This window comes from Phycisphaeraceae bacterium, from assembly GCA_020639155.1.
GTDB lineage: Bacteria > Planctomycetota > Phycisphaerae > Phycisphaerales > UBA1924 > JACKHF01.
Genome location: JACKHF010000002.1, coordinates 795,683 through 820,730, shown reverse-complemented (window position 1 = coordinate 820,730; position 25,048 = coordinate 795,683). Strand labels below are relative to the sequence as shown.

19 protein-coding genes are annotated in these 25,048 nt (G+C 54.1%); 11 read left to right on the top strand and 8 right to left on the bottom strand.

What is annotated here, in order from left to right:
• The first annotated feature begins 11 nt into the window (after positions 1 to 11).
• Both H6815_14105 and H6815_14100 read left to right on the top strand, forming a co-directional pair.
• Positions 12 to 1,100, top strand: a complete 1,089-nt coding sequence (locus tag H6815_14105) for a glycosyltransferase (protein ID MCB9861573.1) — start codon at positions 12 to 14, stop codon at positions 1,098 to 1,100.
• 10 nt (positions 1,101 to 1,110) lie between these two features.
• Positions 1,111 to 3,480, top strand: coding sequence for a hypothetical protein (locus H6815_14100; protein ID MCB9861572.1), 2,370 nt, complete (start codon positions 1,111 to 1,113; stop codon positions 3,478 to 3,480).
• 7 nt (positions 3,481 to 3,487) lie between these two features.
• Here the strand turns inward: H6815_14100 and H6815_14095 are convergent, their stop codons facing one another.
• The gene (locus H6815_14095; GenBank protein ID MCB9861571.1) at positions 3,488 to 5,053 is read right to left on the bottom strand and encodes a glycosyltransferase; all 1,566 of its coding nucleotides are present in this window, start codon (positions 5,051 to 5,053) and stop codon (positions 3,488 to 3,490) included.
• Here H6815_14095 and H6815_14090 point away from each other — a divergent pair.
• Positions 5,046 to 6,236, top strand: coding sequence for a glycosyltransferase (locus H6815_14090; GenBank protein ID MCB9861570.1), 1,191 nt, complete (start codon positions 5,046 to 5,048; stop codon positions 6,234 to 6,236). The two genes, H6815_14095 and H6815_14090, sit on opposite strands and share 8 nt — an antisense overlap.
• Here the strand turns inward: H6815_14090 and pgl are convergent.
• Both pgl and zwf read right to left on the bottom strand, forming a co-directional pair.
• Positions 6,149 to 6,970 (bottom strand): 6-phosphogluconolactonase, encoded by an 822-nt coding sequence (pgl, locus tag H6815_14085; GenBank protein MCB9861569.1) that lies wholly within the window; start codon positions 6,968 to 6,970, stop codon positions 6,149 to 6,151. The two genes, H6815_14090 and pgl, sit on opposite strands and share 88 nt — an antisense overlap.
• Before the next feature lie 28 nt (positions 6,971 to 6,998).
• Complete coding sequence (gene zwf / locus H6815_14080; GenBank protein MCB9861568.1) at positions 6,999 to 8,549, bottom strand: glucose-6-phosphate dehydrogenase; 1,551 nt, start codon at positions 8,547 to 8,549, stop codon at positions 6,999 to 7,001.
• A gap of 51 nt (positions 8,550 to 8,600) precedes the next feature.
• On the opposite strand from zwf, the gene thiE reads away from it, so the two are divergent.
• The gene (thiE, locus tag H6815_14075) at positions 8,601 to 9,674 is read left to right on the top strand and encodes a thiamine phosphate synthase (protein MCB9861567.1); all 1,074 of its coding nucleotides are present in this window, start codon (positions 8,601 to 8,603) and stop codon (positions 9,672 to 9,674) included.
• Positions 9,675 to 9,707: 33 nt separating this feature from the next.
• Positions 9,708 to 10,946 (top strand): insulinase family protein, encoded by a 1,239-nt coding sequence (locus H6815_14070; protein MCB9861566.1) that lies wholly within the window; start codon positions 9,708 to 9,710, stop codon positions 10,944 to 10,946.
• On the opposite strand, the gene H6815_14065 is transcribed toward H6815_14070, so the two are convergent.
• Complete coding sequence (locus H6815_14065) at positions 10,943 to 11,704, bottom strand: DUF1559 domain-containing protein (GenBank protein ID MCB9861565.1); 762 nt, start codon at positions 11,702 to 11,704, stop codon at positions 10,943 to 10,945. The genes H6815_14070 and H6815_14065 overlap by 4 nt on opposite strands.
• Positions 11,705 to 11,997: 293 nt before the next feature.
• Between H6815_14065 and H6815_14060 the strand changes: the two genes are divergently transcribed.
• Both H6815_14060 and H6815_14055 read left to right on the top strand, forming a co-directional pair.
• Positions 11,998 to 12,627, top strand: coding sequence for an RNA polymerase sigma factor (locus tag H6815_14060; GenBank protein MCB9861564.1), 630 nt, complete (start codon positions 11,998 to 12,000; stop codon positions 12,625 to 12,627).
• A 77-nt stretch (positions 12,628 to 12,704) separates the two neighbouring features.
• A complete protein-coding gene (locus H6815_14055; protein MCB9861563.1) occupies positions 12,705 to 13,613 on the top strand; it encodes a hypothetical protein in 909 nt (302 codons plus the stop codon).
• Between the two features lie 60 nt (positions 13,614 to 13,673).
• On the opposite strand, the gene H6815_14050 is transcribed toward H6815_14055, so the two are convergent.
• Positions 13,674 to 15,569, bottom strand: a complete 1,896-nt coding sequence (locus tag H6815_14050) for a hypothetical protein (protein ID MCB9861562.1) — start codon at positions 15,567 to 15,569, stop codon at positions 13,674 to 13,676.
• A 369-nt stretch (positions 15,570 to 15,938) separates the two neighbouring features.
• Here H6815_14050 and H6815_14045 point away from each other — a divergent pair, with 369 nt between their 5' ends.
• From H6815_14045 to H6815_14035, 3 genes are all read left to right on the top strand, one after another.
• Positions 15,939 to 16,382 carry a hypothetical protein gene (locus H6815_14045; GenBank protein ID MCB9861561.1) on the top strand — a complete coding sequence of 148 codons (444 nt, stop codon included), beginning with the start codon at positions 15,939 to 15,941 and terminating at the stop codon, positions 16,380 to 16,382.
• Positions 16,383 to 16,655: 273 nt separating this feature from the next.
• Entirely contained in the window at positions 16,656 to 18,344 is a 1,689-nt protein-coding gene (gene tadA, locus H6815_14040) for a Flp pilus assembly complex ATPase component TadA (protein MCB9861560.1), read from the top strand.
• Positions 18,345 to 18,400: 56 nt separating this feature from the next.
• On the top strand, positions 18,401 to 19,126 hold the full coding sequence (locus tag H6815_14035; protein MCB9861559.1) for a gamma-glutamyl-gamma-aminobutyrate hydrolase family protein: 726 nt from the start codon (positions 18,401 to 18,403) through the stop codon (positions 19,124 to 19,126).
• On the opposite strand, the gene H6815_14030 is transcribed toward H6815_14035, so the two are convergent.
• From H6815_14030 to H6815_14020, 3 genes are all read right to left on the bottom strand, one after another.
• A complete protein-coding gene (locus H6815_14030) occupies positions 19,103 to 20,230 on the bottom strand; it encodes a beta-lactamase family protein (GenBank protein ID MCB9861558.1) in 1,128 nt (375 codons plus the stop codon). The genes H6815_14035 and H6815_14030 overlap by 24 nt on opposite strands.
• 71 nt (positions 20,231 to 20,301) lie before the next feature.
• The gene (locus tag H6815_14025) at positions 20,302 to 22,314 is read right to left on the bottom strand and encodes a methyltransferase domain-containing protein (protein ID MCB9861557.1); all 2,013 of its coding nucleotides are present in this window, start codon (positions 22,312 to 22,314) and stop codon (positions 20,302 to 20,304) included.
• Between the two features lie 65 nt (positions 22,315 to 22,379).
• Positions 22,380 to 23,096 carry a phosphopantothenoylcysteine decarboxylase gene (locus H6815_14020; GenBank protein ID MCB9861556.1) on the bottom strand — a complete coding sequence of 239 codons (717 nt, stop codon included), beginning with the start codon at positions 23,094 to 23,096 and terminating at the stop codon, positions 22,380 to 22,382.
• Between the two features lie 215 nt (positions 23,097 to 23,311).
• Between H6815_14020 and tadA (H6815_14015) the strand changes: the two genes are divergently transcribed.
• The gene (gene tadA / locus H6815_14015; protein ID MCB9861555.1) at positions 23,312 to 25,045 is read left to right on the top strand and encodes a Flp pilus assembly complex ATPase component TadA; all 1,734 of its coding nucleotides are present in this window, start codon (positions 23,312 to 23,314) and stop codon (positions 25,043 to 25,045) included.
• Positions 25,046 to 25,048 lie beyond the last annotated feature (3 nt).

Sequence of the window (25,048 nt, the reverse complement as noted above, 5' to 3'; positions counted from 1 at the left end):
AAAGAACTGCAATGAAGATTGGCTTTGTCATTCCAACAAAAGATCGTCCGGACGAGTTGCTTCGCACTATCTCGTCCTTCGAATCGCTTGACAGAAGTGTGCTTGGGGACTGTCCTTGCATAGTTGTTGTGGATAACGCATCCCACGATCCTGTGGAACTTGCCTGCACGACCCGGAACGGCATTGCTATTCAGCAGATACGACTTGAGAGGAATGCAGGTGCATCAGCGAGAAACATTGGAGTCTCGGCGCTCGATGCGGACTGGGTTGTCATGCTCGATGACGATTCGCAACTGCAACAGTGTGATTTGGCCCATGTGCTTGACGCGATACCGAGTGACGTTGCTGCAGTGGGAGGTGAGATCTTCCTGCCGGATGGCAGCCGTGAGGCTGGTGGATTACCAGAAGTTGTCATTGGGTGTGGCTGTGTCGTGCGCAGAGATCTCTTTCTTGAGGTTGGTGGATACGACGCAGCGTTCGATTACTATGTCGAGGAATATGATCTTTGTGCTAGACTGATTCAGCAGGGATATAAGGTTATTCACACACATAGCCTGAGATTTCTTCATCGCAAGGTTCAGACAGGTCGGGCCTTTGACCGTATCCTGCACAGGTTGGTTCGAAACAACGCGTGGGTGATTCAGAGGTACGCGCCGCATTCGTGTCGCGATAGCGCAATGAAGCAGATGCTGCGTCGATATGAGTTGATTGCGACAAAGGAAAATGTCAGCAGTGCATTTCAACTTGCATGTGATGAGATTGAAGAAACACTCTCTCATCAACCGTCGCGTGAAATGACACCGATTCAATGGGACCGATTGATCGGCGTTGAAGCGGTTCGGCAGCACCTTCTTCCATTGCTGTCTGACAACAACATCATAGATGTTCGTGTTGTCACTCCGGGAAAAGGCTATGAAGAAGTCTGCGAACTGCTGCGTGCACATGGTTATCAGATAACTTCGAAGTCCTCAGCAACTTCGGTGATAGGCACGCTGTCACCTGGCCCGCTCCAGGATGCCTATGAAGCATCGCATGGGAGCAGCATAAAGCCATGGCCGTGCTTCGAATCCGCTGTTGCACTGGATGGATCTGTCGTGTGAGGAGTCTCGCGTGGATGAGCAGACAAGGCCAGATGCGTGGTCTCGATTGTACCAGACGATGCAGAATGCGCGAGCCAATCCGACAAGCGCACACGCCGCTATACACTATGTGCTTTCACTTGTCGGACTTGGATTACGCACACTCGCATCGCTGGAATGTAAAAGATTGATCTCGTCCGGTTTGTCAAAGGCGGATAGCGATTCGATTCAGAGAGAAATTGAGCAGTTGCAGTGCGATGTGATTTCTGCTGATGAGCGGCTGCAATGTATCAAACAGAATCTTGCAGCTGCTAGGACAGATCTTGATGTCAGCGAGTCTGATATTGAGTCGTGGCTTGAAGGCATGTCAGACATCGTGTGGTACCGGACAGTTGATGGCAACATTGTTCGCCGGAATACCACGAAACATCGATTGGCTCATTTTCAGGATCTGCAGACGGTATGTCGATCCAACGTGTCCGAGTTGAGACGCAGCATTGAAAAAAACGCATTCGGTCCAGTGATTATGCATGGCATCGACCCGCCTTGGGGCTTTGCGGCACTTCTTGAGTCGGAATCGCCTCCGGATGTTCCAGGCTTTGTTCAACGCATCATTGTTGTACAGCAGAACAAGCATGAGCTGATAAGCGGTCTTGCGTGTGGTGATCTGTCCGAAAAGTTGAAATCGAAATCTGTGTTGTGGTATGTTGGTGAACATGCTCAAGATGAGCTGCTGTCACATATCCGCGCCCGGCGTGATTATGCATTTCCGCAAGCTGTTGTTGTGAGCCCGGTACTTCAGGATAAGGCGATCGACTTTGTGTCGCTGTTGCGTGAAGCCGAGCGCGATGCTCGGGCGTACAAGGAAGATGTTATCGTTTCGTTCTCACAGCCTGCGTCGAAGATGATTTCAGAAGATGTCGGCAACCGGTTCCGTATTCTGCTTCCAACATCCAGATTTACAACGTATGTTCAGCATGCTGTAACGGATCTCGCATCCGAGCTTGAGTTGTGCGGATGTGAATGCAAAGTGTGCATCGAGGAAGACACATCGTCTGTGTTCCACGACTTTGCGTACACCAATGCTTGCGCAGACTTTCAGCCCGATGCGGTCATTGCGGTGAACTACACGCGCTCGTTTCTGGGGCGGCATTTCCCACAGCATCTGCCATACATCTGCTGGGTGCAGGATTCGATGGACCACCTGCACGATCCGGACTCGGCGCGCGCACTCTCGTCGAATGACTGCCTGGTTGGCATGGTCGATAAAAGTTATGCTGACAGATACGGCTACGATCCCGGTCAACTGCAGTACCATCCGATGGTATCGTCGAATCGAAAGTTCTTTCGAAGTGTGTCACAAAGTGAACGTGTCTGCGATGTTGCGTGGGTGACCAATCACAGCGAAACAGTCGAGTGCATGCGGACAAGACTGCTAGGTGCGATCGGATCGATCCCCTCGACGTCGCTAACGCAGATTGGAGAGGTGCTTGATTCGATTGAACGTGGACTCTGTGCGGCCCCCTCAAAGTCGGTGTATGCAGCTGTAAACGAAGCAGCACGAACACTCACATCGGTGCCTGACGATATTAAGCATCGATTGAACGCCTCGATATTCATGCCGTTCGCGGAGCGGGTGTTTCGCCATCAGGTTGTAGAATGGCTTGCCGACATATGCGATCGGCGCAACTGGTCTCTTGGGCTGTTTGGGAATGGCTGGGAAGATCATCCGCAGTTTGCGAAGTATGCTCGGGGTGCGGTGTTGCACGGCGAACAGCTTCGTCTGGCATACCAGCAGGCGGGTGTTCATATTCACGCGTCACTCTTTGAAACGGTGCATCAGCGCGTGATGGAGTGCATACTGTCCGGTGGCTTGCCGTTGTGCCGTGTTGCTCGTGATGCGTTCGGGCTTCTTGGCAACAGAGTCGCTGCTCAAGCTTTCGAACAAGGGTTGTGTCATCAGAAATCAACGTTTTCTGCCACGAATATCGAATATACGTTGCACATTGAGCATATGCCCGAAGCGCAGAAGTTCGTGTCAAAGCTGATGGATCTGGAGCTGTGTGATGCGTCAGAGTTCCGCGACGGTGTGCTGACGTGGACGCAGAAGCAACTGGATAACGGCATCTACTCGGAACATGACGAGATAGAGTCACAACGAACAGATTATCTTGAGCATCTGAGTGATCTTTGCTTCGCAACTCCGCAACGACTTGAGCAACTGCTCGAGTTGTATTTGTCGGATGAGACAGCACGTGACGAACGAACGTATGCTGCAGAAGCTGCAATGCCGGAGTGTTTTACCACAACAGGTCTGGCGAAGTGGATCATCGCGAAGATCCATCAGATGATCCAAGCTAGAAAAATCGCATCAAGGTCAGCGCTGCTGCGGGCAAGTTGAGCGAGCGCTACTGCATCGCAGTGATTCGTATATCCGGCTTTGGCTCTGCCAGCGTCGATGTGTCTGAGTAGAGCGTGTGTATGCTGATCGTATCGGGCAAGCATGCGATGCACCTCTCTCGAAGCGCCGATTCGTGCATTCTGCTGCTGATGATCACATCCGTGATGCCAAGGTGTGCAATCTGTTCGATGCCAAGGACACGCCATCCCCATAGAGATGAGCCGTGCTTTTTCGTGTCGTCATCGAACACACACACAACGCACTCCGCGTCCGATGAGGAAAGATGTTGGGCAAGATCGATGGTGTGTTGTCCCGCGCCGTAGATTGCAACTCGTGCTTTTATGCATTGCTTCAGGATCGCAGCAAGACGCAGCTTTGCTCCTTCGGTCGCAGATGCGGTGTTTCCTGTTGCTGACTTGAATGTCACGGGCCGATGTGATAGCCACTGCTTTGGTTGAGATTGTTGTGCTCGCTCAATAATGCTGCACAATCGCTGAACGTGAATGTCATGATTGTGGTGGTGCTTGGCGTATTCCCACGCGTTGCGTGCCATTCTGTTCATGTCACCAGTCACAAGATCCCTGATTTGCTGTGCAAGCGCGAAGCCCACGTCTTGGTGACCAGCGGATGTTGGAACATCTGCAATCAATCCTCTTTCTCCGTGTGCAACAGCGTCGGCGGCGCCGGATTCGACACGGGTGATGACGGGGATGCAACCCTGGCCCATTGCTTCGAGCATCGCAACGCTTTGCCCTTCATACCGTGACGGTAGCACCCACGCATCGGCCCATTGCAGATGCTCAACCACGTGGTGCGGGCTGACCGAGCCGAGCAACTGTACCTGAGGAATGTCTCTGCTTGCATCGATAAGTTTGTCGCGTGATTCGCCATCTCCAATGACACGGAGCTCAAAGTTGATGTTCTGCTCGACAAGGGTCCGGCACATGACGGGTAATGCACTGACACGTTTCTGCTCTTCATTCAACCTGCCCGAGTACACGAGACGCAACGGTCGATTGCGAAGAGCAGACCGAACAGGAAATGATGATGCAACATCAACGCTGTACGGAATGTGCGACAGGTGTGTCGAAGTGCAAGCAAACTGCTTGCGGGCCTGTGCGTGAAGTTCGCTGCTGACTACGACGACATCGTGGAGGACTGGTTCATAGTACGTTGCGACTGCGATGTCGTACCGATTATCACTGTGGAGCCAAGACACGACGCGAATGCGATCGGGCATGGATTGTGTCAGCGCAGCAATAATGCCGTAGCAGTCGCCGTGCAGATTCGGTGAGATAACGACCGGTAGTCCGGTGGTCGCATGCATGGTTTCGATCGCATCCCGATACGTCGGGATCATGTGCTCGAATGATCCGTTGCACTGATCGAGGGGTGTATCAGAGATCACCTCGGCGACGACCAGAGGCGCAAGAAATGCAGGGACAGTTTCGTCTGGTGTTCGGTGGATGATCAGCCCAGCCTGGTGCCCCCGGTCTCGCAGACCCTGTACGGCGCGCATTGCCCATGTTGTAACACCGCTGACGCGAAGATGTCCGGGAAGTGCAATGAGCATTGATGGTCCTCTGGAAATCCAGCCGATTCAACAGTATTCGATCGACCGAACCCGCCTTTTCACGACAGAATCTGAAGGACTGGATTCCGTGCGCACATGTGTGTCCATTCTTATTCCCTCGAGAGGTCGGTCTGCGAAGCTGGCAAATCTGCTTGATGCGCTCTCAGATCAGGTGCTTGATGACAATGTTGAGATCGAGGTCATAGTCGTTATTGATGGTGACGGAACGCCACCGGATGTGCCGGTCTCTCTCGATGTGCAGCTTCACAGGACGGTACACGTTGGAGCCGGTGCCGCACGCAATATTGCGATGTCATGCGCACGCGGTCAGTTGTTGTTGTTTCTGAACGATGACGTGGTTCCAGAACCGCGGTGTGTGATGGCACACGTTCGTGCGCACGATGGGCAGCATCCCATGGTGCTGGGATATTCGCCCTGGTTGCAGCCTGAGCAACCGACATGGTTCGACGCGTTCGTGCAACACACGCCGTGCATCTTCGGTCAGATACCGACACACGATGGTGCGTTACTCGATTGGCGTTCTGCGTGGACGCTGAATCTCTCGGTCAAAGCTTCATGCATTGCATCACAGAATGCCCGCTTTGATGAGTGTATCAGGCCTGTGTACTTTGAGGACATTGAGTTTGCGTATCGACTCTTTGGTCACGATCGGGCGATTTGGTACGCGCCGGAAGCAGTTGCATTGCACGATCATCGTGTGACCATGCGGGAGTACTTCGCGCGCGAGGTATTGCTCGGTATAATGTCGAATGTGTTGTACGAGGTGAATCAGTCATGCCATCACGAGATTATTCCGTGCGAGCCGGCGATCCATGCTGCACACGCTGAGCCAATGTTCAATCTTGATGCACGGGATCAATCCAGGCAGCTATCGCATTTCGTCAACGCGTGTAACGAAGCAGTGCGAGCAGCGATTGATGATGCCGACGTTGTGTCAAGAGCAATGGAGTTGTACACATTCCACCTGCCATTGAAGCGTCGTGCGTTTCGGCTTGGCTTGTGCGATGCGGTCATAAACCCGAGTCTGCCGTGGCAGGATCGCGTCGCTCGTTCGCGTCAACTGCTCGATGAAGATCAGGTATTTTCGCTGCTGCCAGAGGCATCCTCCGCAGGGCACGCGGCAGGATCAAGATACCAGCGAAACTCTCCAGCGACAGGCTGAATTCCAAGAACTGGAAGTATTTCGATCGGCTTCTGGTGTGCGCGTGTGTGCTGCTGGATCTGTTCGATCATCTCGCGTTTGCGCTCACCAACAACAAGCACACTCACAAACCGTGACGCGTTCAGCAGCCTGTATGTCATAGTAATGCGTGGGGGCGGCACGACAGTGGGACCATTGTTCGATACAACGAGTGCATCACCAGAGTGAAGTGCTGGCGAGTTTGGAAAAAGACTTGCTGTGTGGCCATCGTCACCCATGCCGAGCAGCACATAGTCGAGCCTGTCGTGTCCTCGCTCGCGCCATTCGAGCACGCTGCACAGTTCTTTCTCGTATTTCCTTGCAGCGTCGGATTCTGTTGCGTGGATGGGATGCACCTGATCCGCTGGGATCGTCGAGTGATTCACGATCAGCTCGCGGATCATGCCGAAGTTCGATTTTTCATCATCGAACGGCACACAGCGTTCGTCGACGATCCAGATATGTGTCTTCTTCCATGGGAAATGCCGGCACGCCGGATCGAACATCAGTTGCTTGTAGACGGGTTCGGGCGTTGATCCGCCGGAGAGCGCCAGATGGAACGAGCCAAACTCACGGATGCATGCGATCGCCTGCATGAGCATGTCCGCGATCACACAGTCGTAGAGCTCGTGCTTCTCGCGCACAACAACCGTGCCCGGAAGTGCGGGCTTCGGGAGCGTCGGCTCGATCGGGATGGGACCGGTCCCGCTGGACATGGAGACGATTCTACCAGCAAATGTGGTCTCAGGCGGTGCTGATGTTGTGCCAGACGCATCCCTCGCGTGTGAGCAGTTCGTCAGCAGCAGCAGGGCCCCAACTGCCCGCGTCGTATGTGTGGATCTGTTCGCGGAGATGGTCGTTGTCCAGAAGAGGCTGGCACACCCGCCACGCGCCCTCGACCTCGTCGCGATGCTTGTAGAGTGTGCGATCGCCCCGGATGGCATCGACAATCAACGGGCCGTACGCCTCGACGGGCTCGCCACCGAACCGATCGACATAGTCCATGTCCAGTTCGGCGGTTGCGAGTTGGAAACTCGTGCCTGGCACCTTGCCGTTGATGCTCAGATCGATCCCCTCGTGCGGCGCAATCCGGATGACCAGTCGGTTTGCGCTGACATTACCCAATCCCTTCGAGTAATCCGGGAACATGTCCAGTGGCGGCTTGCGGAACTGGATCACGATCTCGGTGCGCTTCTCAGCCATCTTCTTGCCGCTGCGAAGGAAGATCGGCATTCCTGCCCATCGCCAGTTGTCGATCTGGATGCGCATCGCAGCGTACGTCTCTGTGTTGCGCAATGGATCGACACCCTCGGCATCAACGTACGCGGGCTCGTCCTTGCTTGGGCCGTACCTTCCAAAGACTGCGTGCTCGTGCGCGGATGATGTCGGGATGGGTCGAACGGACTCGAACAGTTTGATCCGCTCGCGCATCAGCGAGGATGCCTTGAACGATGATGGCGCTTCGATCAGCACATGGGTGAGCACCTGGAGCAGATGGCTTTGGATCATGTCGCGCAATGCGCCAGCCTGATCATAAAACGTACCCGCTCGCCTGCCAACACCGAGTGATTCCGCCGCGGTGACCTGGATGTGATCGATGTGGCGCGCGCTCCACAATGGCTCGAAGATCGAGTTCGCAAAGCGCAGTGCGGTGATGTTCTGCACGAGTTCCTTGCCGAGGTAGTGATCGATCCGGAAGATCGCATCCTCGTCAAACACACGGCCGAGCGCGCGATTGAGAGAGACAGCGGACGCAAGGTCTGTTCCGAAGGGCTTCTCCACAATGATGCGTTGCCACGATGTCTGGTCGGGATGCAGGGAGCACCACCGGCGTCCTTCGGTGACGAGTCCCGAATCGCCCAGACACTGGATGATGCCCTCGTAGAGTTGCGGTGCAACAGAGAGGTAGAACAACAGGTTGGGTGCGCCATCGCATCGTTCAAGCGCGTGTTGCGTGTTGAGTTCGCTGATTCGTTGCACGAGCCCCGGGTAGTCGTCCTGCTTCGTTGCATCGGCGGGGTGGTAGTGGAGGCGCTGGGCAAACTTTGCCCATGTGCCGCCATGTGTATCGAGCTTTGATTTCTCGCCGAGTTTGTCCCGCCATTCGTCGTCCGACATCTTCGTCCGGGACACGCCGAGGACAGCGAAGCTCTCCGGGAGTTTGCCCTTTTGCTCGCGGTCAAAGAGTGCGGGGATGAGCTTCCGCCAGGTCAGATCGCCCGAAGCCCCGAAGAGGACGATCAGGCACGGCTCGATAGTGCCGTTTGCGTCGTGGCGATGTGCTGATGGCGGCATTTGTGTCTCCGTGGGCTGTACGCCAATGTATCGGCGGATATGCTGTTTGCAATGCATCGATCGATCTACAGAATGGTGGACGCAAATCTGAACCGGGCGAAGGAGGGGCTTCGCGTTGCGGAGGATGCTGCGCGGTTTGTGCTGGGTGACCATCATCTCGCCAGCAGGTGTCGAGCGATCCGCCATGATCTCCAGAAACACGTCCAGTCGTGGGGTGTGCCGATCCACGCGATCATTGCAGAGCGGGACATCGATGCCGATACCGAGACGGGTGCAACTGTCAGAAACGCGACCTCGCGCACAGGACTGGGTGATCTGGTCGGCTCGTCCATGTCGCGTGCTGCTGAAGCGCTTCGTTGTATTGAGGACGCGCTCCGGTTAATTGATCCCACCGGCACACATGCTTCGCACATCGAGAAGCTGCGCTTTGCGTCGTACGCCGTTGCGAAGCAACTGGTGCTTCGGTTCCCAGCTGGCAGCACGCGTCAGCACGTGCTCTATGTCATCATCACACACGCGTTATGCACGCAACATGCGTGGCAGGACGTGCTTCGCGCATCACTCGACGCGGGCGCGACAGCGATCCAACTCCGCGAGAAACAGATGATGGACCTTGATCGCATTGGTATGTCGCGCGAGGCGAAGGAGATTATTGAAAACACGTCACCGAACGCGGAGCTCTGGATCAACGATCGACCCGATATCGCGGCGGTGGTGGGCGCGACCGGTGTCCATCTCGGTCAGACAGATATGAGCACCGCAGATGCGAGACGTGTGCTCCAGCCCAGACAGGCTGTGGGAAGATCAGCTTCAACTGTTGAGCAGGCAGTCGAAGCGGTGAATCAGGGTGCCGACATGGTGGGCTTTGGCGCAATGTTTGATACGTCCACCAAAGCAAACCCGCACGTGCGCGGGCCTGAGCTTCTCCGTGAGATCAGCTTGGCGATTCCTCTGAATGAAGTGCCCCATGTTGCGATCGGCGGGATCACACCAGACAACGTGGGCAGCGTGATCGTAGCGGGTGCGAGGGGAGTTGCGGTGTCATCCATAGTGTGCACTGCGAACGACCCCGGCGCGGTGTGCATGCAGCTGCTTGAAAAAATGAATGCTGCGTGCTGCTCATGAAACATTCTCTGGCAAGCCGAGATACACTCGCGTATGCCCAGCACTATCGAACGAACGACGCTTGACAACGGTCTGACCATCGTGGCAGAGCCCAACCCCAACGCCCACTCCTCATCGGCGGGCTTCTTTGTGCGAACAGGCACGCGCGACGAGACACTCGATGTCATGGGGGTTAGCCACTACCTTGAGCACATGCTGTTCAAGGGGACGAGTGACATCTCGGCTGAGCAGTTGAACCGTGCGTTCGATGAGATCGGCGCCCGCAACAACGCGTACACAAGCCACGAACTGACGTGCTACTACGCGCACGTCATCCCGGAGCACATCACGCGTGCGGTCGATCTGCTTGGCAGGATGATGCGTCCAGCGCTGCGCACAGACGACTTCAATACCGAGAAGGGTGTGATCCTTGAAGAGATCGCGATGTACGACGACAACCCATTCTCTGTACTCTACGAAGAGACAGCAGAACGCCATTATCGCGATGATCCACTCGGATATCGCGTGCTGGGCACAAAGCAGAGCATTACAGATCTGTCGTGTGAGCAGATGCGATCGTTCTTTTCGTCACGCTATGTTCCCAACACGATGACACTGGCGCTTGCAGGAAAGATCGACTTCGAGAGCATCGTCTCACAGATCGAACAGTTAACGCGTGACTGGCCGAAGGGTGCAGTGACGAGAGAAAACACACCAAGTACTACTGGCGTTGGTGAGTTTGTCATGCGACGCGATGATGTCGCTCGCGGATATATGCTCGGGCTTTCCGATGCGCCAGCGATTGATGATCCGGCGCGTCACGCGTTCTCGATTGCTTCGCACATCCTTGGTGGTGGCGACAACAGCAGACTGCATTGGGCGTTAATTGAGACCGGGCTCGCGGAAGAAGCAGCAGCTGGTGTCGAGTTCCGCGATGGGTCTGGCGTGTTCATGATCTACGCGTCGGGGAATCCCGATCAGATCGACACCATCAAGCAGAAAACGCTCGAAACGATTGATCAGCTTGCAGCATCTATTACTGATGAAGAACTTGAACGCGTAAAGACGAAGATCGCGACACAGGTGATGATCGGGACCGAGCGTCCAGCCGACCTGATGCGCAGGCTTGGAAAACTCATGACATTAACAGGAGAGTGCGAAAGACTCGAAGAAGAGCTTGAAGCATTTCTTGCTGTGAGTCTGAATGATGTGGTGAAAGCAGTTGCAGCATCGCCATTGCAACCTGCAACGCTCGGCATGCTCATGCCAGCGGAACAGCAGCCAGTTGACTAATCTTTCCCATTGATGGCTCTATCAAGCAGCTGCCATGCGTTGTCAACCAGTGTACTGCTGACACCTGTCTCATCATCAGGCAGATTTTCAGTAAACTTGCTCTGGGGATCAGAGAACCAGAACATGCTCAGGTCTGCCCTGAGCACATTGGCTCCAGACTCATGATTGAAGTCGATCTTTGTGCGGAACCCATCTGTGACAAGCGCGAGGTTGGCATCTGCAAGCGTCGAAAGCTGCCTATCACCACGAGGTGAGATGGCACGATACTGATAGTTGCCGATGATATCCTTTGATTCATCATTCCATATTTCTGCGTAGTGTGGGTACTCATGAAAGCCCTTGTGCGATGGGCAGTAGTAGATCTCCGGGGTTCGAAGATATTCGCTCTGATACAGAACGCCGAGACCATCCCATCCGGAGCGGAGTGATCGCGAGCCAGCAGATTGTGTTCCAATGCGAAGTGTCATCGTATCTTCCGGTGTATACGTGCCGGAAATATGAGAACCTGTCGGAGATGGTGCCATGAAGACAGAGGGTGGAATATTTCCTCTGTTTGCATCAGCAAACATCTGAATGCCGAGGCCAACCTGGCGCTGGTTCGATGCGCACACAACTCTGCGAGTTGTCTCACGGACCGCACCAAGTGTTGGTAGCAGTACACTGATCAACACAACAACAACCGCAAGACTGACAAGCAGGTCAAGCAGTGTGAACGCACGGGTTCGCGTGAACTGAGATGTCTTCAGAGACATGCTCACGAGTTGCAACCTCCAACACACAGACAGCATAACAGTACACGGACGCAAACACAAGGGGGATTTACTATCCCCGAACAATGTGGGATAATTGCTTTGCCAAACAAAGTCCGCACTATCGTTATGGGACTAACTAATGCCCCTGAGGGTACAAACTGAGGAAATCGAATGTTTTCCACAGTGCACGATTGGATCAAACGATGTACCATACGAGACGTGGTGGGAATGCATACATGTCTCTGTTTCCAATGCACAATCTCAACTCGTCCGATGAACCTGCGAGAGTGCAGCCAGTGATGTCCAGGGCACAGAGTCGAGATCAGGGAGCAGCAGACTTCCTTTTGATGCAGCGTGTTGCAGAAAGCGACCGTGAAGCTGTCTCTGAACTCTATGAACGCTTTGGATCGCTCGTTTTTCGTATGTCCCTCCAGACGATGCCCACCAGACAAGAAGCTGAAGACGCTGTGCAAGAGATATTTGTGCGTCTCTGGCGCACTGCTGACAGGTACGATAACACCAAAGCGGCACTCGTTACATGGATCATGCTCATAAGCCGCCGGCATCTGGTTGACAAGCTTCGACGCCGCAGAGCTCGTATTCGCCCGTCATCGCTTGATGAATCTATGTCTGGGGCGCTTCAGGAGCAGCAGTTCAACGTTGGAACTCTTGAAAAGGACGAACGTTATCGGGCTATATGGGATCGAATTTCAACACTGCCTGAGTTGCAGCAAACAGTTGTGATTCGAGCGTATTTGGGAGGCCAGACACTCAGGCAAATCAGCTTTGAGCTTGGCGTTCCCATCGGCACGATAAAAAGTGCTTTAAGCCGAGCACTCGTGCGCCTGCGTCAGCTTGCCTCAGAAGAGGCAGATTCTGGTCAATCAAACGGAGAGGGAGTGGAACCAAAGGCAACGGGAAGCGAATAAAAAGTGAGCCACTATGGCCTTTTTCTATCGGTGTCTTTCCCGGTAGTACCAATGGAGCATGAGAACACTGTATGCGAATGGATGACAGCCAACTTTCTCAGAGCGAACTGACTGAGCTTCTCAGCCAAGATCTCATGGGCTGCTTAGACCCCTCAGACCGCATTCGTCTACATCAGGCGTGGTCGAGCTTATCACCGGAACAAACAGCGAATGTTCGAACTGAAGTTGATGCACTTGCAGCAAGCATCGAAAGCATGCTTCCCGAAGTGGAACCCCTTTCGCCTGACTTTGCAGATCGTATTGTGAAGGCTGTGCTAAGTGCTGGTGAGCTTGCTGGAACTTCAGGTGAACTGGTTCTTGATGATCAGCATGACATTGTTGGACAAATCGGTGTCCCCACTCTTGTGGAAAGCCCGCTTGTGCAACACGCTATCGCAGGGCAGGTTGATGCATCAGAAGAACACCTCAGACTAATTCCGTCACGTCGAGTCTCCAGATTCTGGCGTGCTATGGCTCTTGCGTCGATATCAGCTGCGGCTATCCTCGGTGTTGCGATTCTTGATGTCAGAAGTCAAGTGTCACAGATTGAGCAGTTGCTGGCGCGCGACTCCTTTATCAATGATCTCAGTTCAATGCTGGGGGGCTCGCTTCAAACGCTTCTGTTTGAAGAAGGAACGGAACATATCCGGCTGACTTCAGAGACGTATCGCAATAGCGACGCAGTACTCCTTGTCCATCCTGAAACAGGGAAGGGCCAGTTGATCGCCGAAATAGGTGATATCACGGATGGTCGCAAACTTGCTGTTGTGATTATCGATGGCAACAAGGGATTCACACAGCTTGAAACCTTCACAGCGCAGGTCGGCTTGGTTTCGGTGCAGTTGGAGAACCTCAAGTTTGAGCAGGGTCAGCGACTCGCCATTTATGACCTTGCTTCGGGCAAGGAGATTCTGACGACTCGCTCACTCGATTTCCTGCTTGCGTAACAACTCGACGAGTTCAGTTGCCAACATATTACTTCAGGATCACAACCGCATCGTACAGGCTTATGCTGCGTTAGGCAGGCTCTGCTCCCATTCAGGCAGCCCGCGCTCAATGACTCGCAACTCGCTATTGATATCCGAGTCGGCAGCGATTGCTGCCTTTGACAGCCTTCTCCACAGAACAACACCAATAAGTGTTGCAAGTATTGCTGTGCCACCAAAGATACCGGCAGCATAAACTGGACGCGAATCATGTATTGGCGCATCGGCAGCGATAGGCTGCTTCTTCACAATCGTTGCAGCACCGTCAGTGCGGAGTTCCCGTGCTTGATTGGCTCGAGTCTGGAAGGCTGAAACGAACGTGTTGAGGATGTCCGCGGTTCGCGCTGAGCCTTCACCGACGAGTTCAAACTCAATGGTTCCATCCAATGGTGACCTGATATCCAGTGACTTGTCCAGATACACACTCAACTCACCCGGCTTGCTCAGCGACTCGTATCCCTTGCGAGCCATACGTGTTGCGGCAAACTCAATGAACTCGGGCGACAGCGCAAGGCTGTTGTGGTATCGTTGCCAGTTTGCAAGATCGGTATCGGTGAGCGTGCGTCCTCGTGACTCTGCGGCGAGCAGTGAGGTTGCGACATATTGCTGTGGAATAAACTTGTTTGCAACAGTCCAGCTGATTCCCGCAAGTATGCCGAGCATCGCGACAAAGTAGAACACAAACGCAAACGACTTTGAGCGTGCTGCACGCTGTGCGAGCCGTTCCTGAAGAGCTGCAACTTCCTTCTTTGCCTTCTTGACGGCATCGCGCTGGTACAGTATCTTCTCAGCCTGCTCGTATCGATCTCGCAGGAGCTCGGTCGCCTGATTCAGCTTTTCGTGTTTGCTGTTGAGTGCTCGGCGAACACGGTTCAGTCGTTCGCGACGAAGAGATGTGGATTCGCTGCTGCGAGTTGTTGTTCGTTGCTCAAGTGCCTGCTGGAGCGAGTCGTAATCCTGCTCGAGTTGCTCGGCATGCTTGCGGAGCCGAGTGTTTTCATCGGATACGCGGTCGAGCTCAACAGCGGAGTTTCCCGCACGCTCTTCTGCCTGAGCGATCTGATCATGCAGTGACTTGAGATGATCCTCAACCGCTGGGCCATCTCTACGAACAGTTTCAAGTTCAAGCCTGACCTTTGATAGGTCCGCTTTGAGAGCGCTGATCCGTTCCTGCGCTGCTTTCAACTCGTTGCCGACATTGTTTGCCTGGGTCTGATCTTTTGCACGTGATTCTTCGAGTTGAGTCAGCGCATCATGTGCTTGCGCAAGTGACTCTCGCAACTCACTAATCTGGTTTGTCTGCATCTCGCAGCGATCACTCAACGCAGAATCTGACTCAGCCTGTGAGAGCAACTGCCCGGAGAGCGCTTCGCCACGGGTGCGAAGTTCGGCTACTTGACCTTCAAGATCAGCAATATGTGACTGCAGTGTGTTGATCTCTTCAGCAGCAGCTTCTCTTGCCTTGCGAAGTGAGCGGTTTTCCTCGCTGAGTCTTGCCGTGCGTGCGTCGAGTTCTGCACGACTGCGCTCGAGTTCCGTGCGCTGTGCGCCGACTTCGGATCGTTGTTTTTCGATCGACTTCAGGCGCTGCTGAAGGTCTGCCTCACGTTCTTTTAACTGCGACTCTGTTGTTGCCAGAGCTTCAAGATCTGCATCAACAGTCAAACGCCTCTTTTCGAACTCACTCTGGTCGTGTGAAAGTTTCTCTTCAAGCGATCGAAGTGCCTTTTCACGCTGCGAGAGAGCGGATTCGGTTTCGGCTGTCTGCTTTTTCCACACCTCATGCTGTTCATATGCCTGACGAATGACCTGCAACTGCTGCTCCACACCACTCAGCGCGCTGAACAGCGAGTCTGGCTGTGCTTTACTCTGGTTGGTTGTTGAGGATGGGTTGGTGTTCTGGGGTTCGCTCGTCATGCACAGACTCCGGCCGAAGTACCACACTCCCTGGAGAAACGTCCAGATCGCTATTGCGCTATCGGTCGAACTGGATATGGGCATGTGATACCGAAAAACAATAGTTTTCGGACCAAGCATGAGTGTATTTCGGCGTATTCAGGCAGTTTTCGTAGCACATAGCAAGCTCTTCCGGCACACTATCAGGGTGGATACGATGCCAACCGGTAACTTCTGCGTGAGTATTCTGCGGGAATATTCAGCGGAACAAGCCGATTGAAGATGTAGTGCCGAGGGGTGGTGCCCTGAAGCCGAACAGTCGAATGCAGTTCCTGAGGGTGTTTCAGACGCTGGTTGCGTTTCACCCCACATGAAAGAGGAGTCTCAAGAATGAATCGCATGAATCGTGGCGCAAGCATCGGTGCAGCTGTTGTTGCAGTGGCTGGTCTCGGCCTTGTCGGTCTCGCTGGGTATCGCGCTGTCAGCGGCAACTGCCTCCTCGGAGGTTGTGGTGACAAGTCTGCCGACACCGGTGCAGCAGTTGTAGCGACCGGAGCAGAGAAATCCTCGTGCTGCGAGCTTGGCGGCTCGTGCGAGGGCGAAACCAATGTCGTGACAGCCTCTCACACAGAAGCCAAGGACGACTGCTGTACAGAGAAGACAGAAGGTTGCTGTGAGAGCAAATCGGAATGCACAGAAGGCAAGGGTGAGTGCACAGAAAGCAAAGGCGAATGCACAGAAGCCAAGGATCACTCAATTGAGCTGATCAGCCATACAACCGGCGAAACATGCACTGGTAAAGCTGATTGCTCCTGCAGCCACTGCGTTGGCTGAGTTTCAGAGTTGAGGAAAACTGATGCTCACAGCGGAGGGACTTGAAGAGGGTCCCTCCCTGTCGTTATAGGAAGCCCTCACACATGAGGGGACAAGGGCACGCGGGTCGGTCGATAATGCATCGTCCGGCCCGCTGTGCTTTTCATCATGTAAGTAGACACGTTATGATAAGATGTGGTATTTGATCGGTGAGTCGTCGTATCTGCAACCCTTTTTTCTCTTGCTTGATATACCCGGTGTTGACTGGGGCTGGTATTGAGCATGGAGATAAACGTGGCAAATGCGATAATGGAAAGAAAACGGAGATTACGTTTGCAGAAGGTTGCTGCGCTTTATCTCAAACCCAAGGATTTTCAGGGGAAACTGGTACCGCTCGGCACCGAGCCAATCACAATTGGCAGACACCCTGAAAATGCGCTGCGAGTTCCGGATGATCGAGCAAGTCGGTACCACTGTGTGATTGAGCCCGATGGAAGTGGTGGCGTTGTTCTGCGAGACCTTTCCAGTCGCAACGGGACAAAGGTGAACAACATCAAGGTCGATCGTGTCCTGCTCTCGGCGGGAGACGTGGTCAAGGTTGGCGTCCATGAGTGGATCGTCTTTGGTGGCTATGAATCTTCCGGTCTGGAAGACTTCGATGATGTGCTTGATATTACCAAGATCAAGCCGACAAAGTTCGATGCTGCGCTGCAGTGGGAACTTGCGATGACAGATCTCGCAGCCACACTTGCGCCACGAGGGCAACTCGAAAAACCATTGCAACTTATTGATGCGTCGGGTAAGCAGAGCGATGGGCTCTTCGGCCGTGCCATCGGACCACGTGCGCTGACACTGCTGCTGCAAACCGCGTCGAAGTCGCACGCGACTGATATTCACATTGAGCCCAAGATGGATGACGTGCAGGTACGTATGCGCGTGGATGGCATGATGGTACCGATTGTGGATCTGCCGAAGCAGGTTGCGTCGCTCGTACTGGGAATGGTAAAAGCGGCCTGCCATGTCAATGAGACTGCCCGTGACGCGGTGATCGACGGTCACTTTTCTGTGACGTTTCCAGATCGACGGGTGGAGTATCGTGCAAGTTTTACGCCGAGTGTCCACGGACAAAAGCTCGTGCTCCGAGTACTTGATCGTCGCGATTCGCCATCAAGTCTTGATGAGATCGGTATCCCCCCGTTCATGCGTCAGCGCTTACGCGATGTCTGCGAGTCAGATCAGGGATTGCTTCTGTGTTGCGGTCCGACGGGGTCGGGTAAGACGACAACACTGTACAACGCGTTACGCGAGATTGATCGTTCACGGCGCAACGTTGTCACGATCGAGGATCCGGTCGAGTACCAGATCGAAGGCGTGACACAGATGCCGATTGATGAACATCGGGGGAACAGCTTCCATAGCTTGCTGCGAAGTGTGCTGAGACAGGATCCTGATGTGATTCTTGTTGGTGAGATCCGCGATGAGGAAACTGCGCGCACAGCGATGCGTGCCGCTATGACTGGCCACGTCGTGTTCTCAACTGTCCATGCCAAGGACACGATCACGAGCGTGTTCAGACTGCTCGACCTGAATGTCGAACCATTCCTCGTTGCAAATGCGCTGGATATTGTGCTGGCGCAACGTCTGGTGCGCGTGCTGTGTGACAACTGCAAGCGTGAAATCCCTTACACAGCAGGTGAATCGAGCAGGATGGGACGGTTTACCAAGGGCAAAGGCTCGCACTTCATTGCGACGGGATGCCCGAACTGTCTTCGCACGGGGTATCGGGGACGACGGGCACTATACGAGATGCTCGATGTGACAGATGATCTCCGCGATGTGATCCTGAACCAGCCATCCATTGCCGCATTGCGAAAGGTGATTGAGACGGGTGTGTTCCACTCACTCCAGCAGTCAGGCTGGTCGATGATGGCCGACGGAATCACGACGCTGGAAGAGGTGAATCGTGTCACGGGCCAGTCATAATCACAGCATCTCTTTGATGAGATCATGCCGATGACAGTCTGCATCAGGGGCTTAGCATGCATCGACCGAGAATCGGAATTACATGTGATATCGAAGCTGTGCCGGATTCGGATCAGGTGCGGTTTGCAGTTCGGTCGAACTATGCTGATGCCGTGCTGAGTGCAGGCGGTGACCCTGTGCTGCTCGTTCCGTACGCAGATCTTGTTCCCGCACACATATCGCAATGCGACGGCTTTGTGCTGACGGGTGGCGACGATCCGGCAATGGAACCGTTCGGTGTCGAAACAGATCCCCGCGTAACACGGGTGCATCCCGATCGTCAGCAGTACGAGACGGTGCTCCTGCAACACCTCAAAGATCATCATCCGGACGCGCCGGTGCTTGGGGTTTGTCTTGGCATGCAGATGATGGCGCTTGTTGATGGTGGAGGACTGGATCAATACATGCCGGATTCGATGCCGAAGGAACATCACTGGGATGCAGTACACGATGTTGTTCCAACGGAACCGCTACCGCATCAGATGCGTGATGTGTTCCACACGAACATGTTTCCATCGGGCAGTGTTCACAGCAGACACAAGCAGGCGGTATCCAGAGCGGGGTCACTATTGGTTGTTGCGTCAGCGCGAGACGGTGTTATTGAGGCAGTTGCAAGTCCAACGCGTCAGTTCTATCTTGGCGTGCAATGGCACCCCGAGCGCACTGACAATAATGAGCTGGGGCTCAACTTGTTCCAGACGTTCGTGAGCGCGTGCGAATCAGCGGTTCGTGTCCGCGTCTGATGTTGTGTGCTCCAGTCCGAACTTGGCAAGATCGGTTGTTGCTTTTCCAAGATTGGCCCACTCGCTGTTGGTCATGATCGCTGCGACAACGTTCTCTTCCGGCAACACGATGAGATAGGTTCGGGCCTTTTCCTGCGAGCCGGAATGACTAACGACAAGTGTCATGTCCCAGTGTGTCACGCTGAACCCAAGCCCGTACCCGGTCTCTTTACCATCCCTTGTCTGCTGCCGTGTCCACATCTGTGATTTTAGATCATCGGTAAGCAGTTCATTGGTGCAAAGCCCCATGCCGAACCCAGTCAGATCCTCCACGGTTGAAATGAATCCGCCTCCCGGAAGTTTCCAACTGACATCCGTGTCGGTTGATCGCACGATGTCGTCGCCACGTTTTTTGTACCCAACCGCGCTGTGGTCGATATCAATCCATTGATAGTCGGGCTGGAGTGTGGTGAGATGCAGTGGTTCCACAATGCGCTGGTGGACGAGTTGCCAGTACGGCTCATTTGCTGCTTTCTGGCACACCGCACCGAGCAGCATGTATCCGCGTGTTGTGTACGAGTACGTGGTGCCGGGCTCTGCAACGAGCGGTGATTCCTTGAAGTCGTCGAGTGCAACGACAACATCCTCAAATGGATGCGACACGTTGTAGTTTACACGGGAATGGATAACTGGCCCGTTGGAATAATGCACAATCCCGCCCTGATGGCAGAGGAGTTGGCGTGATGTGATCGTGTATGGTTTTTCCGGAAACTCAGGAACGACTGTGCGAATATCGGCATCAAGGTCAAGCCTGCCCTCGTTTGCCAGTTGCATTGCAACAACCGCTGTCAGCGGCTTTGAGATAGAAGCCCACCGATACATGGTGTCCAGCGTTGCTGGTATATCAGCTTCGCGGTCCTCCCAGCCGAACGCTTCGGACCACACGATCCTGCCGTCAATCGCGATTGCTGCGGATGTGCCAACAAGTTCCTGATTCTCAACAAGTGCAGCAACACGATCGTGCGCTTGTGCTGCGATGTCGTGCGCTGGTGTGGTCTGCGCGAATGTGTGTGCGCAGTTGACAATCAACGATGCGGTCAAAAAACTGATAAGATGGGTGCGCATGAGAACTCCTTATCCGTGTCCGAGCATCATCGTACACGAAAACAATGGATGGTGCGTTGATAATGCACAGATCAGATGGCCTTGCGTGCCCGGAGTGCAAGAAACATCGGTATTTCCCTGCGGGCGAAGTTTTCTGCTTCCGCTCTCGGCCCGGGTTCACTCTCGCGCTGACTCGTCCACTCTTCCATTCGATCTACAAGAAGTCCGTGTTTCGCAAGGCAGTTGATGTAGCTCTGCATCGGTCTATGGAAGGTTGTTGTTGTGACAGACTTATCCCCTGTCGAGTGTGCGCCGGGGTTCATGACAATATCCGACCGCGTCTTCGTCATATAGGCATCAACACGTCTGAACTGTGTCCACTCGTCGTGACCATCAAACTGTTTCTTGCGATCCCACATCCAGTGCGTCAGCTTTGGTGATCTGAATGCCGGATGCAGCATGATCAGCACAACGGAGCCTCCCTGCTTGACGCGGGATGCGAGGGAGCGAACCGCATCATCAAGCGGGTCGATATTCATGATCGCAAGCACGCATGTGACAAAGTCAAATGACGCATCAGCCAATAAACTCTCGCGAGAATCAAGCGAGCGAGCATCACCAACGTGGTACGTGATGTTGTCAATCTGGTGCGATGAGGCTGACTGTCGAGCATACTCGATCAATGTTGGAGAACTGTCTGTCCCGACAACGTGTGCGCCGGCATTTGCAATCGATTCGCACACGTACCCTTGTCCGCACGCAACATCAAGTACAGATTTACCCGAAACGTCGCCGAGCAGACGCAGCACACCCGGAAGCACAACCCTGTCAAAGTGATCCGATCTGTTTTCGGTGACAAGGCCCGCGTACCACCCAGCAACGTGTTCCCATGACGAGTCATCTGGAGCAGCCTCAACAGCCGCGCCGGATTCAGCGCCCACGGTTTGAACGTGATCACGCCTTCGTGCCTCAACGTGCTTTGGAGCCTCGGTGCCTGCGAGCATATAGAAACCCGCAGGTGCGCTGCTGTGATACGTCTTCAGTTCGTTCGAGGTTGGGTGCTTGAGTGAAAGCTCGCATGCATGGAGTGCAAGTCGGTTCAGCGGATTCGTCTGCGCACCATACTGCATATCTCCCGCAATTGGATGCCCTATCTGTGCCATATGGGCGCGGATCTGGTGCTTGCGCCCCGTGACAAGTTTGATTCTCAGCAGCGTGTACTGATCGCTCGAGGCAATCACTGTGTAGTGTGTCATCGCCTTGCGTGGAATCGGTGCGTACCTGTTCTCACGATCGTGTACACCGCGAGAGTTCTGAGATCGGCGAGGCTGCAACGATTGATCTGTCGGTCTGACAATGCCGTCAGGCCCCTCGATCAGCATGGACTGAACTGTGCCGCTGATCGGTTGGTTTGGCTGGAGTTTTTCATCCTCGCCTCGTGTTACCTGACCTTCGACGAGCGCAAGATAGGACCGCCGCATTGATCGATTTGCGAGTTGCTCCTTGAGAGATTCAAGCGAATGTTGATTCTTCGAGTACACCAGCACACCCGACGCATCCAGGTCGAGCCGATGCACAACACCAACACGAGCGCTCCGTGACGTGTTCGAGCCGCGGGAGTACCGCATCCGATCCTTCAGCATCTCGAACACGTTTGGACGCGAATCTGGAACTGGCGAAGCAGAGAGCACGCCGATGGGCTTGTCGACAACGATGATGTCGCGATCTTCGTGGAGGATGATCTGGTCAACATTGGGAGCGCTGCGTGTTGTCTTGCGTGGGAGTCGCTGCTTCCTGTCTGCACCGGATTCTGCTGGCTTTGGTCTGCGTTTCTCAAACGGACGATTCTCTCGGAAAGGTCGTGCGTTTGTCTGCTCAAGCGGATGTCCCGATCGGGGTGGCTTTGCGATACGCCTGGGCTTGTCGGAATTGCGTGGACCAGAGTTTCGTTCGGCATGATGAGGAGAAGGCGTGTTGTCGGTGTTCTGATGTGGGAATCGTCGTGCTGGCCTACCTGAAGAACGACTGCTACGCGGGCCGTTACCGTTCTCAGGGTTTCGTGGTCTCTGCTCAAACTTTGGTCGATCGGATGAGCGACCACGCATTGGAGGTTTGCCTCGACCGCTGGGTTTTCCTGGGCCTCGGTTATTCGATCTGTTCGGTCGGTTGTTCATTGTGTCTCGATTGCGTCACCAGTCGGATACGGCGAGGATGCAGTGCGATACGTGAGAATGCGTTCAATAAGCCATTCAGCGAACGCAGACTTTGTGATCTCAACTGGAGCATTTATGCTCTGCTCATTCACCGAACTGGCACGATCGAAGATGATTGCAGAAATGGTGTCGCTGTCCATTGTTTCGAGTGGATTTGCCACAATCATGTCGACTTTCTTGCGTTTGAGCTTGCTCAGAGCACGCTCGCGCAGGACCTCAGTCGATTCAAGTGCGAACGCAACGATGGTTTGATCTGGTCGCTTGCGAACTGCACACCCAGCAACAAGATCCGGAGTCGATTCAAGTTCCAGCCGCAGTGTGCCTGGTGAGCGTTCAATCTTGGCGGGCGCAGGTGTGTGTTTGACCGGTCGATAGTCTGCTACAGCAGCAGCCATGATCAGCACATCGCACGCTTCCAATGAGCTTTGCAGGAGGAGATCAAGGTCAGCGGTCGACTCGTACCGCTTCAGAAGAACGTTCTTCTCAAGCGGTGCGAGATGGGTGGGGCCAAGCAGGAGTGTGACGTCATACCCCAAACGACAGGCATGGTCAGCGATGGCTATCCCCATCTTGCCCGACGAGCGATTCCCGAGGAATCTCACCCGATCGATTGGTTCGTGGCATGGCCCCGCTGTAATCAGGAACCGCAAAGGCATTGGGCGCATATCAGTCATTTCAGGTGCGTGTTCACGTTCAGAACCCGTCAAGACACATCCCGCAGATCGTCGGGACCATGTCGAAAGCGACGTGGAGGAGCCTTGACGGCCCATCGTAGTCCCACAGCAGCGTTCTGAACGTCTACGATCTTGGCCCGTTGGCTCGCTGCGGAATCTATCGCAGTGGGGTGTGTTTTCGTTGTGATTGTTCGCTTGCTGGTTATCGGAGCACTATGGCACGATCGAAGAAAAAGCTCGGCGACATCCTGGTCGAGTCGGGTGTACTCACTGCTGATCAAGCGGAGAAGGCTGTCACTATGGCGCGCGGCTCGCGCAAGCGTCTTGGTGATGTGCTCGTTGAGGCAGGATTTGCAAATGAGGATCAGGTTGCAAAGGGACTGGCTCAGCAGTTTGGTCTTGAGTACATGGATCTCACGAAGTTTGACGCTGGATCAGTTGATAAGAAACTCGTTCCGGAAGATCTCATTAAGCGGCACACGATCCTGCCACTTGAAAAGAACGGTAACAAACTCAAGCTCGTGATTCATGACCCCATGGATCTTGAGTTGATGGACATGCTGCGATTCAGGTTGAATGCAGATGTTGTCCCGATGCTTGCCCCACGCTCGCGTATTCGTGACATTATCGAATCGATGTATGGCGGTGGGCTGGCATCTTCCGGGAACAAAGATGATGAGGCGAAGCCAGGTGACGAACTTGTGACCGCATCGATGGACCGAACGGTCGATCGATCGATGGACAAATCGATCGACGTGGCAAGCGATGACGCACCAATCGTGCGACTCTGTAACCGTTTAATCGCGGAAGCATGCCGGATGAGAACGTCCGACATCCACGTTGAGCCCATGGCCGATCGTGTTCGCCTGCGTTATCGCATCGACGGTGTGTGTATCCATCGCGATGATCTGCCGAAACGCATGCAGAATGCGTTACTCTCACGTCTGAAGTTGATGGCTGGCATGAACATCGCCGAGCGTCGTGTCCCGCAGGACGGTCGCATCAAGCTGCCCGTTGACGGCCAGACGATCGACTTCCGTGTGTCGGCATGCCCTATTTATCACGGCGAGAGTGTTGTGCTTCGTATTCTGCGACCGGATTCTGTGAAGATCGGTCTGGAGGGTCTCGGCTTTGAGTCTGAGAATCTCTCAATATTCAACAAAATTATCAGAAGGCCGAACGGTATCTTTCTTGTGACGGGGCCGACAGGTTCTGGTAAAACAACGACGCTGTATTCTGCGCTCGACGTGCTGAATCGTCCAGACAAGAAGATCATCACAGCTGAGGATCCCGTCGAATACAACTTTGACGGGATCAATCAGTGTCAGGTGCACGAGAGCATCGGATTTACGTTTACCGCCATCCTTCGTTCGATGCTTCGTCAGGCACCGAACATTATTCTGGTCGGTGAAATTCGAGACAAGGAAGTTGCAGACATTGCTATTCAGGCGGCATTGACAGGCCACCTTGTGTTTTCGACCTTGCATACGAATGACGCTCCCAGTGCAATCACCCGTCTGATCGATATGGGTGTGAAGCCCTTCCTTGTTGCTTCAGCAATTCAAGCCATTATGGCCCAGCGTCTTGTGCGTGTGCTTTGCAAGGAATGCAAGGAGATAGATCCCGATCCCGATCCAAAATACCTGCGCATTACCGGTATTACTCCGGAAGAGGCCGAAGGTCGGGTGTTACGAGGAGTTGGGTGCTCAAAGTGTGGTGGTGTTGGATTCAGGGGACGCCAAGCTATCTTTGAGATGATGATGATGAACCAGCAGATTCGTGAACTGGCCTTTACAAAGGCCACTGTGTCGGAGCTTCGCGAAGCCGCGCTTACAGGTGGAATGACAACGCTCGTTCAGGACGGAAAGAAGAAAGTCCTGAAAGGTGTGACGACGCCGAGCGAAGTTGCCCACCACGCACAGGTTGAGTTGGCTGATCTTGCAGATTAGCTG

What these genes read in the sequence shown, in the direction of transcription:
- H6815_14035 (MCB9861559.1), top strand. Translation starts at nt 18,401, where the DNA reads ATGCATCGACCGAGAATCGGAATTACATGTGATATCGAAGCTGTGCCG.
- tadA (MCB9861555.1), top strand. Translation starts at nt 23,312, where the DNA reads ATGGCACGATCGAAGAAAAAGCTCGGCGACATCCTGGTCGAGTCGGGT.
- H6815_14105 (MCB9861573.1), top strand. Translation starts at nt 12, where the DNA reads ATGAAGATTGGCTTTGTCATTCCAACAAAAGATCGTCCGGACGAGTTG.
- H6815_14090 (MCB9861570.1), top strand. Translation starts at nt 5,046, where the DNA reads ATGAGCATTGATGGTCCTCTGGAAATCCAGCCGATTCAACAGTATTCG.
- H6815_14055 (MCB9861563.1), top strand. Translation starts at nt 12,705, where the DNA reads ATGGATGACAGCCAACTTTCTCAGAGCGAACTGACTGAGCTTCTCAGC.
- H6815_14060 (MCB9861564.1), top strand. Translation starts at nt 11,998, where the DNA reads ATGTCCAGGGCACAGAGTCGAGATCAGGGAGCAGCAGACTTCCTTTTG.
- H6815_14045 (MCB9861561.1), top strand. Translation starts at nt 15,939, where the DNA reads ATGAATCGCATGAATCGTGGCGCAAGCATCGGTGCAGCTGTTGTTGCA.
- H6815_14050 (MCB9861562.1), bottom strand. Translation starts at nt 15,569, where the DNA reads ATGACGAGCGAACCCCAGAACACCAACCCATCCTCAACAACCAACCAG.
- pgl (MCB9861569.1), bottom strand. Translation starts at nt 6,970, where the DNA reads ATGTCCAGCGGGACCGGTCCCATCCCGATCGAGCCGACGCTCCCGAAG.
- H6815_14095 (MCB9861571.1), bottom strand. Translation starts at nt 5,053, where the DNA reads ATGCTCATTGCACTTCCCGGACATCTTCGCGTCAGCGGTGTTACAACA.
- H6815_14025 (MCB9861557.1), bottom strand. Translation starts at nt 22,314, where the DNA reads ATGCGTGGTCGCTCATCCGATCGACCAAAGTTTGAGCAGAGACCACGA.
- H6815_14020 (MCB9861556.1), bottom strand. Translation starts at nt 23,096, where the DNA reads ATGACTGATATGCGCCCAATGCCTTTGCGGTTCCTGATTACAGCGGGG.
- H6815_14030 (MCB9861558.1), bottom strand. Translation starts at nt 20,230, where the DNA reads ATGCGCACCCATCTTATCAGTTTTTTGACCGCATCGTTGATTGTCAAC.
- H6815_14070 (MCB9861566.1), top strand. Translation starts at nt 9,708, where the DNA reads ATGCCCAGCACTATCGAACGAACGACGCTTGACAACGGTCTGACCATC.
- thiE (MCB9861567.1), top strand. Translation starts at nt 8,601, where the DNA reads ATGCATCGATCGATCTACAGAATGGTGGACGCAAATCTGAACCGGGCG.
- zwf (MCB9861568.1), bottom strand. Translation starts at nt 8,549, where the DNA reads ATGCCGCCATCAGCACATCGCCACGACGCAAACGGCACTATCGAGCCG.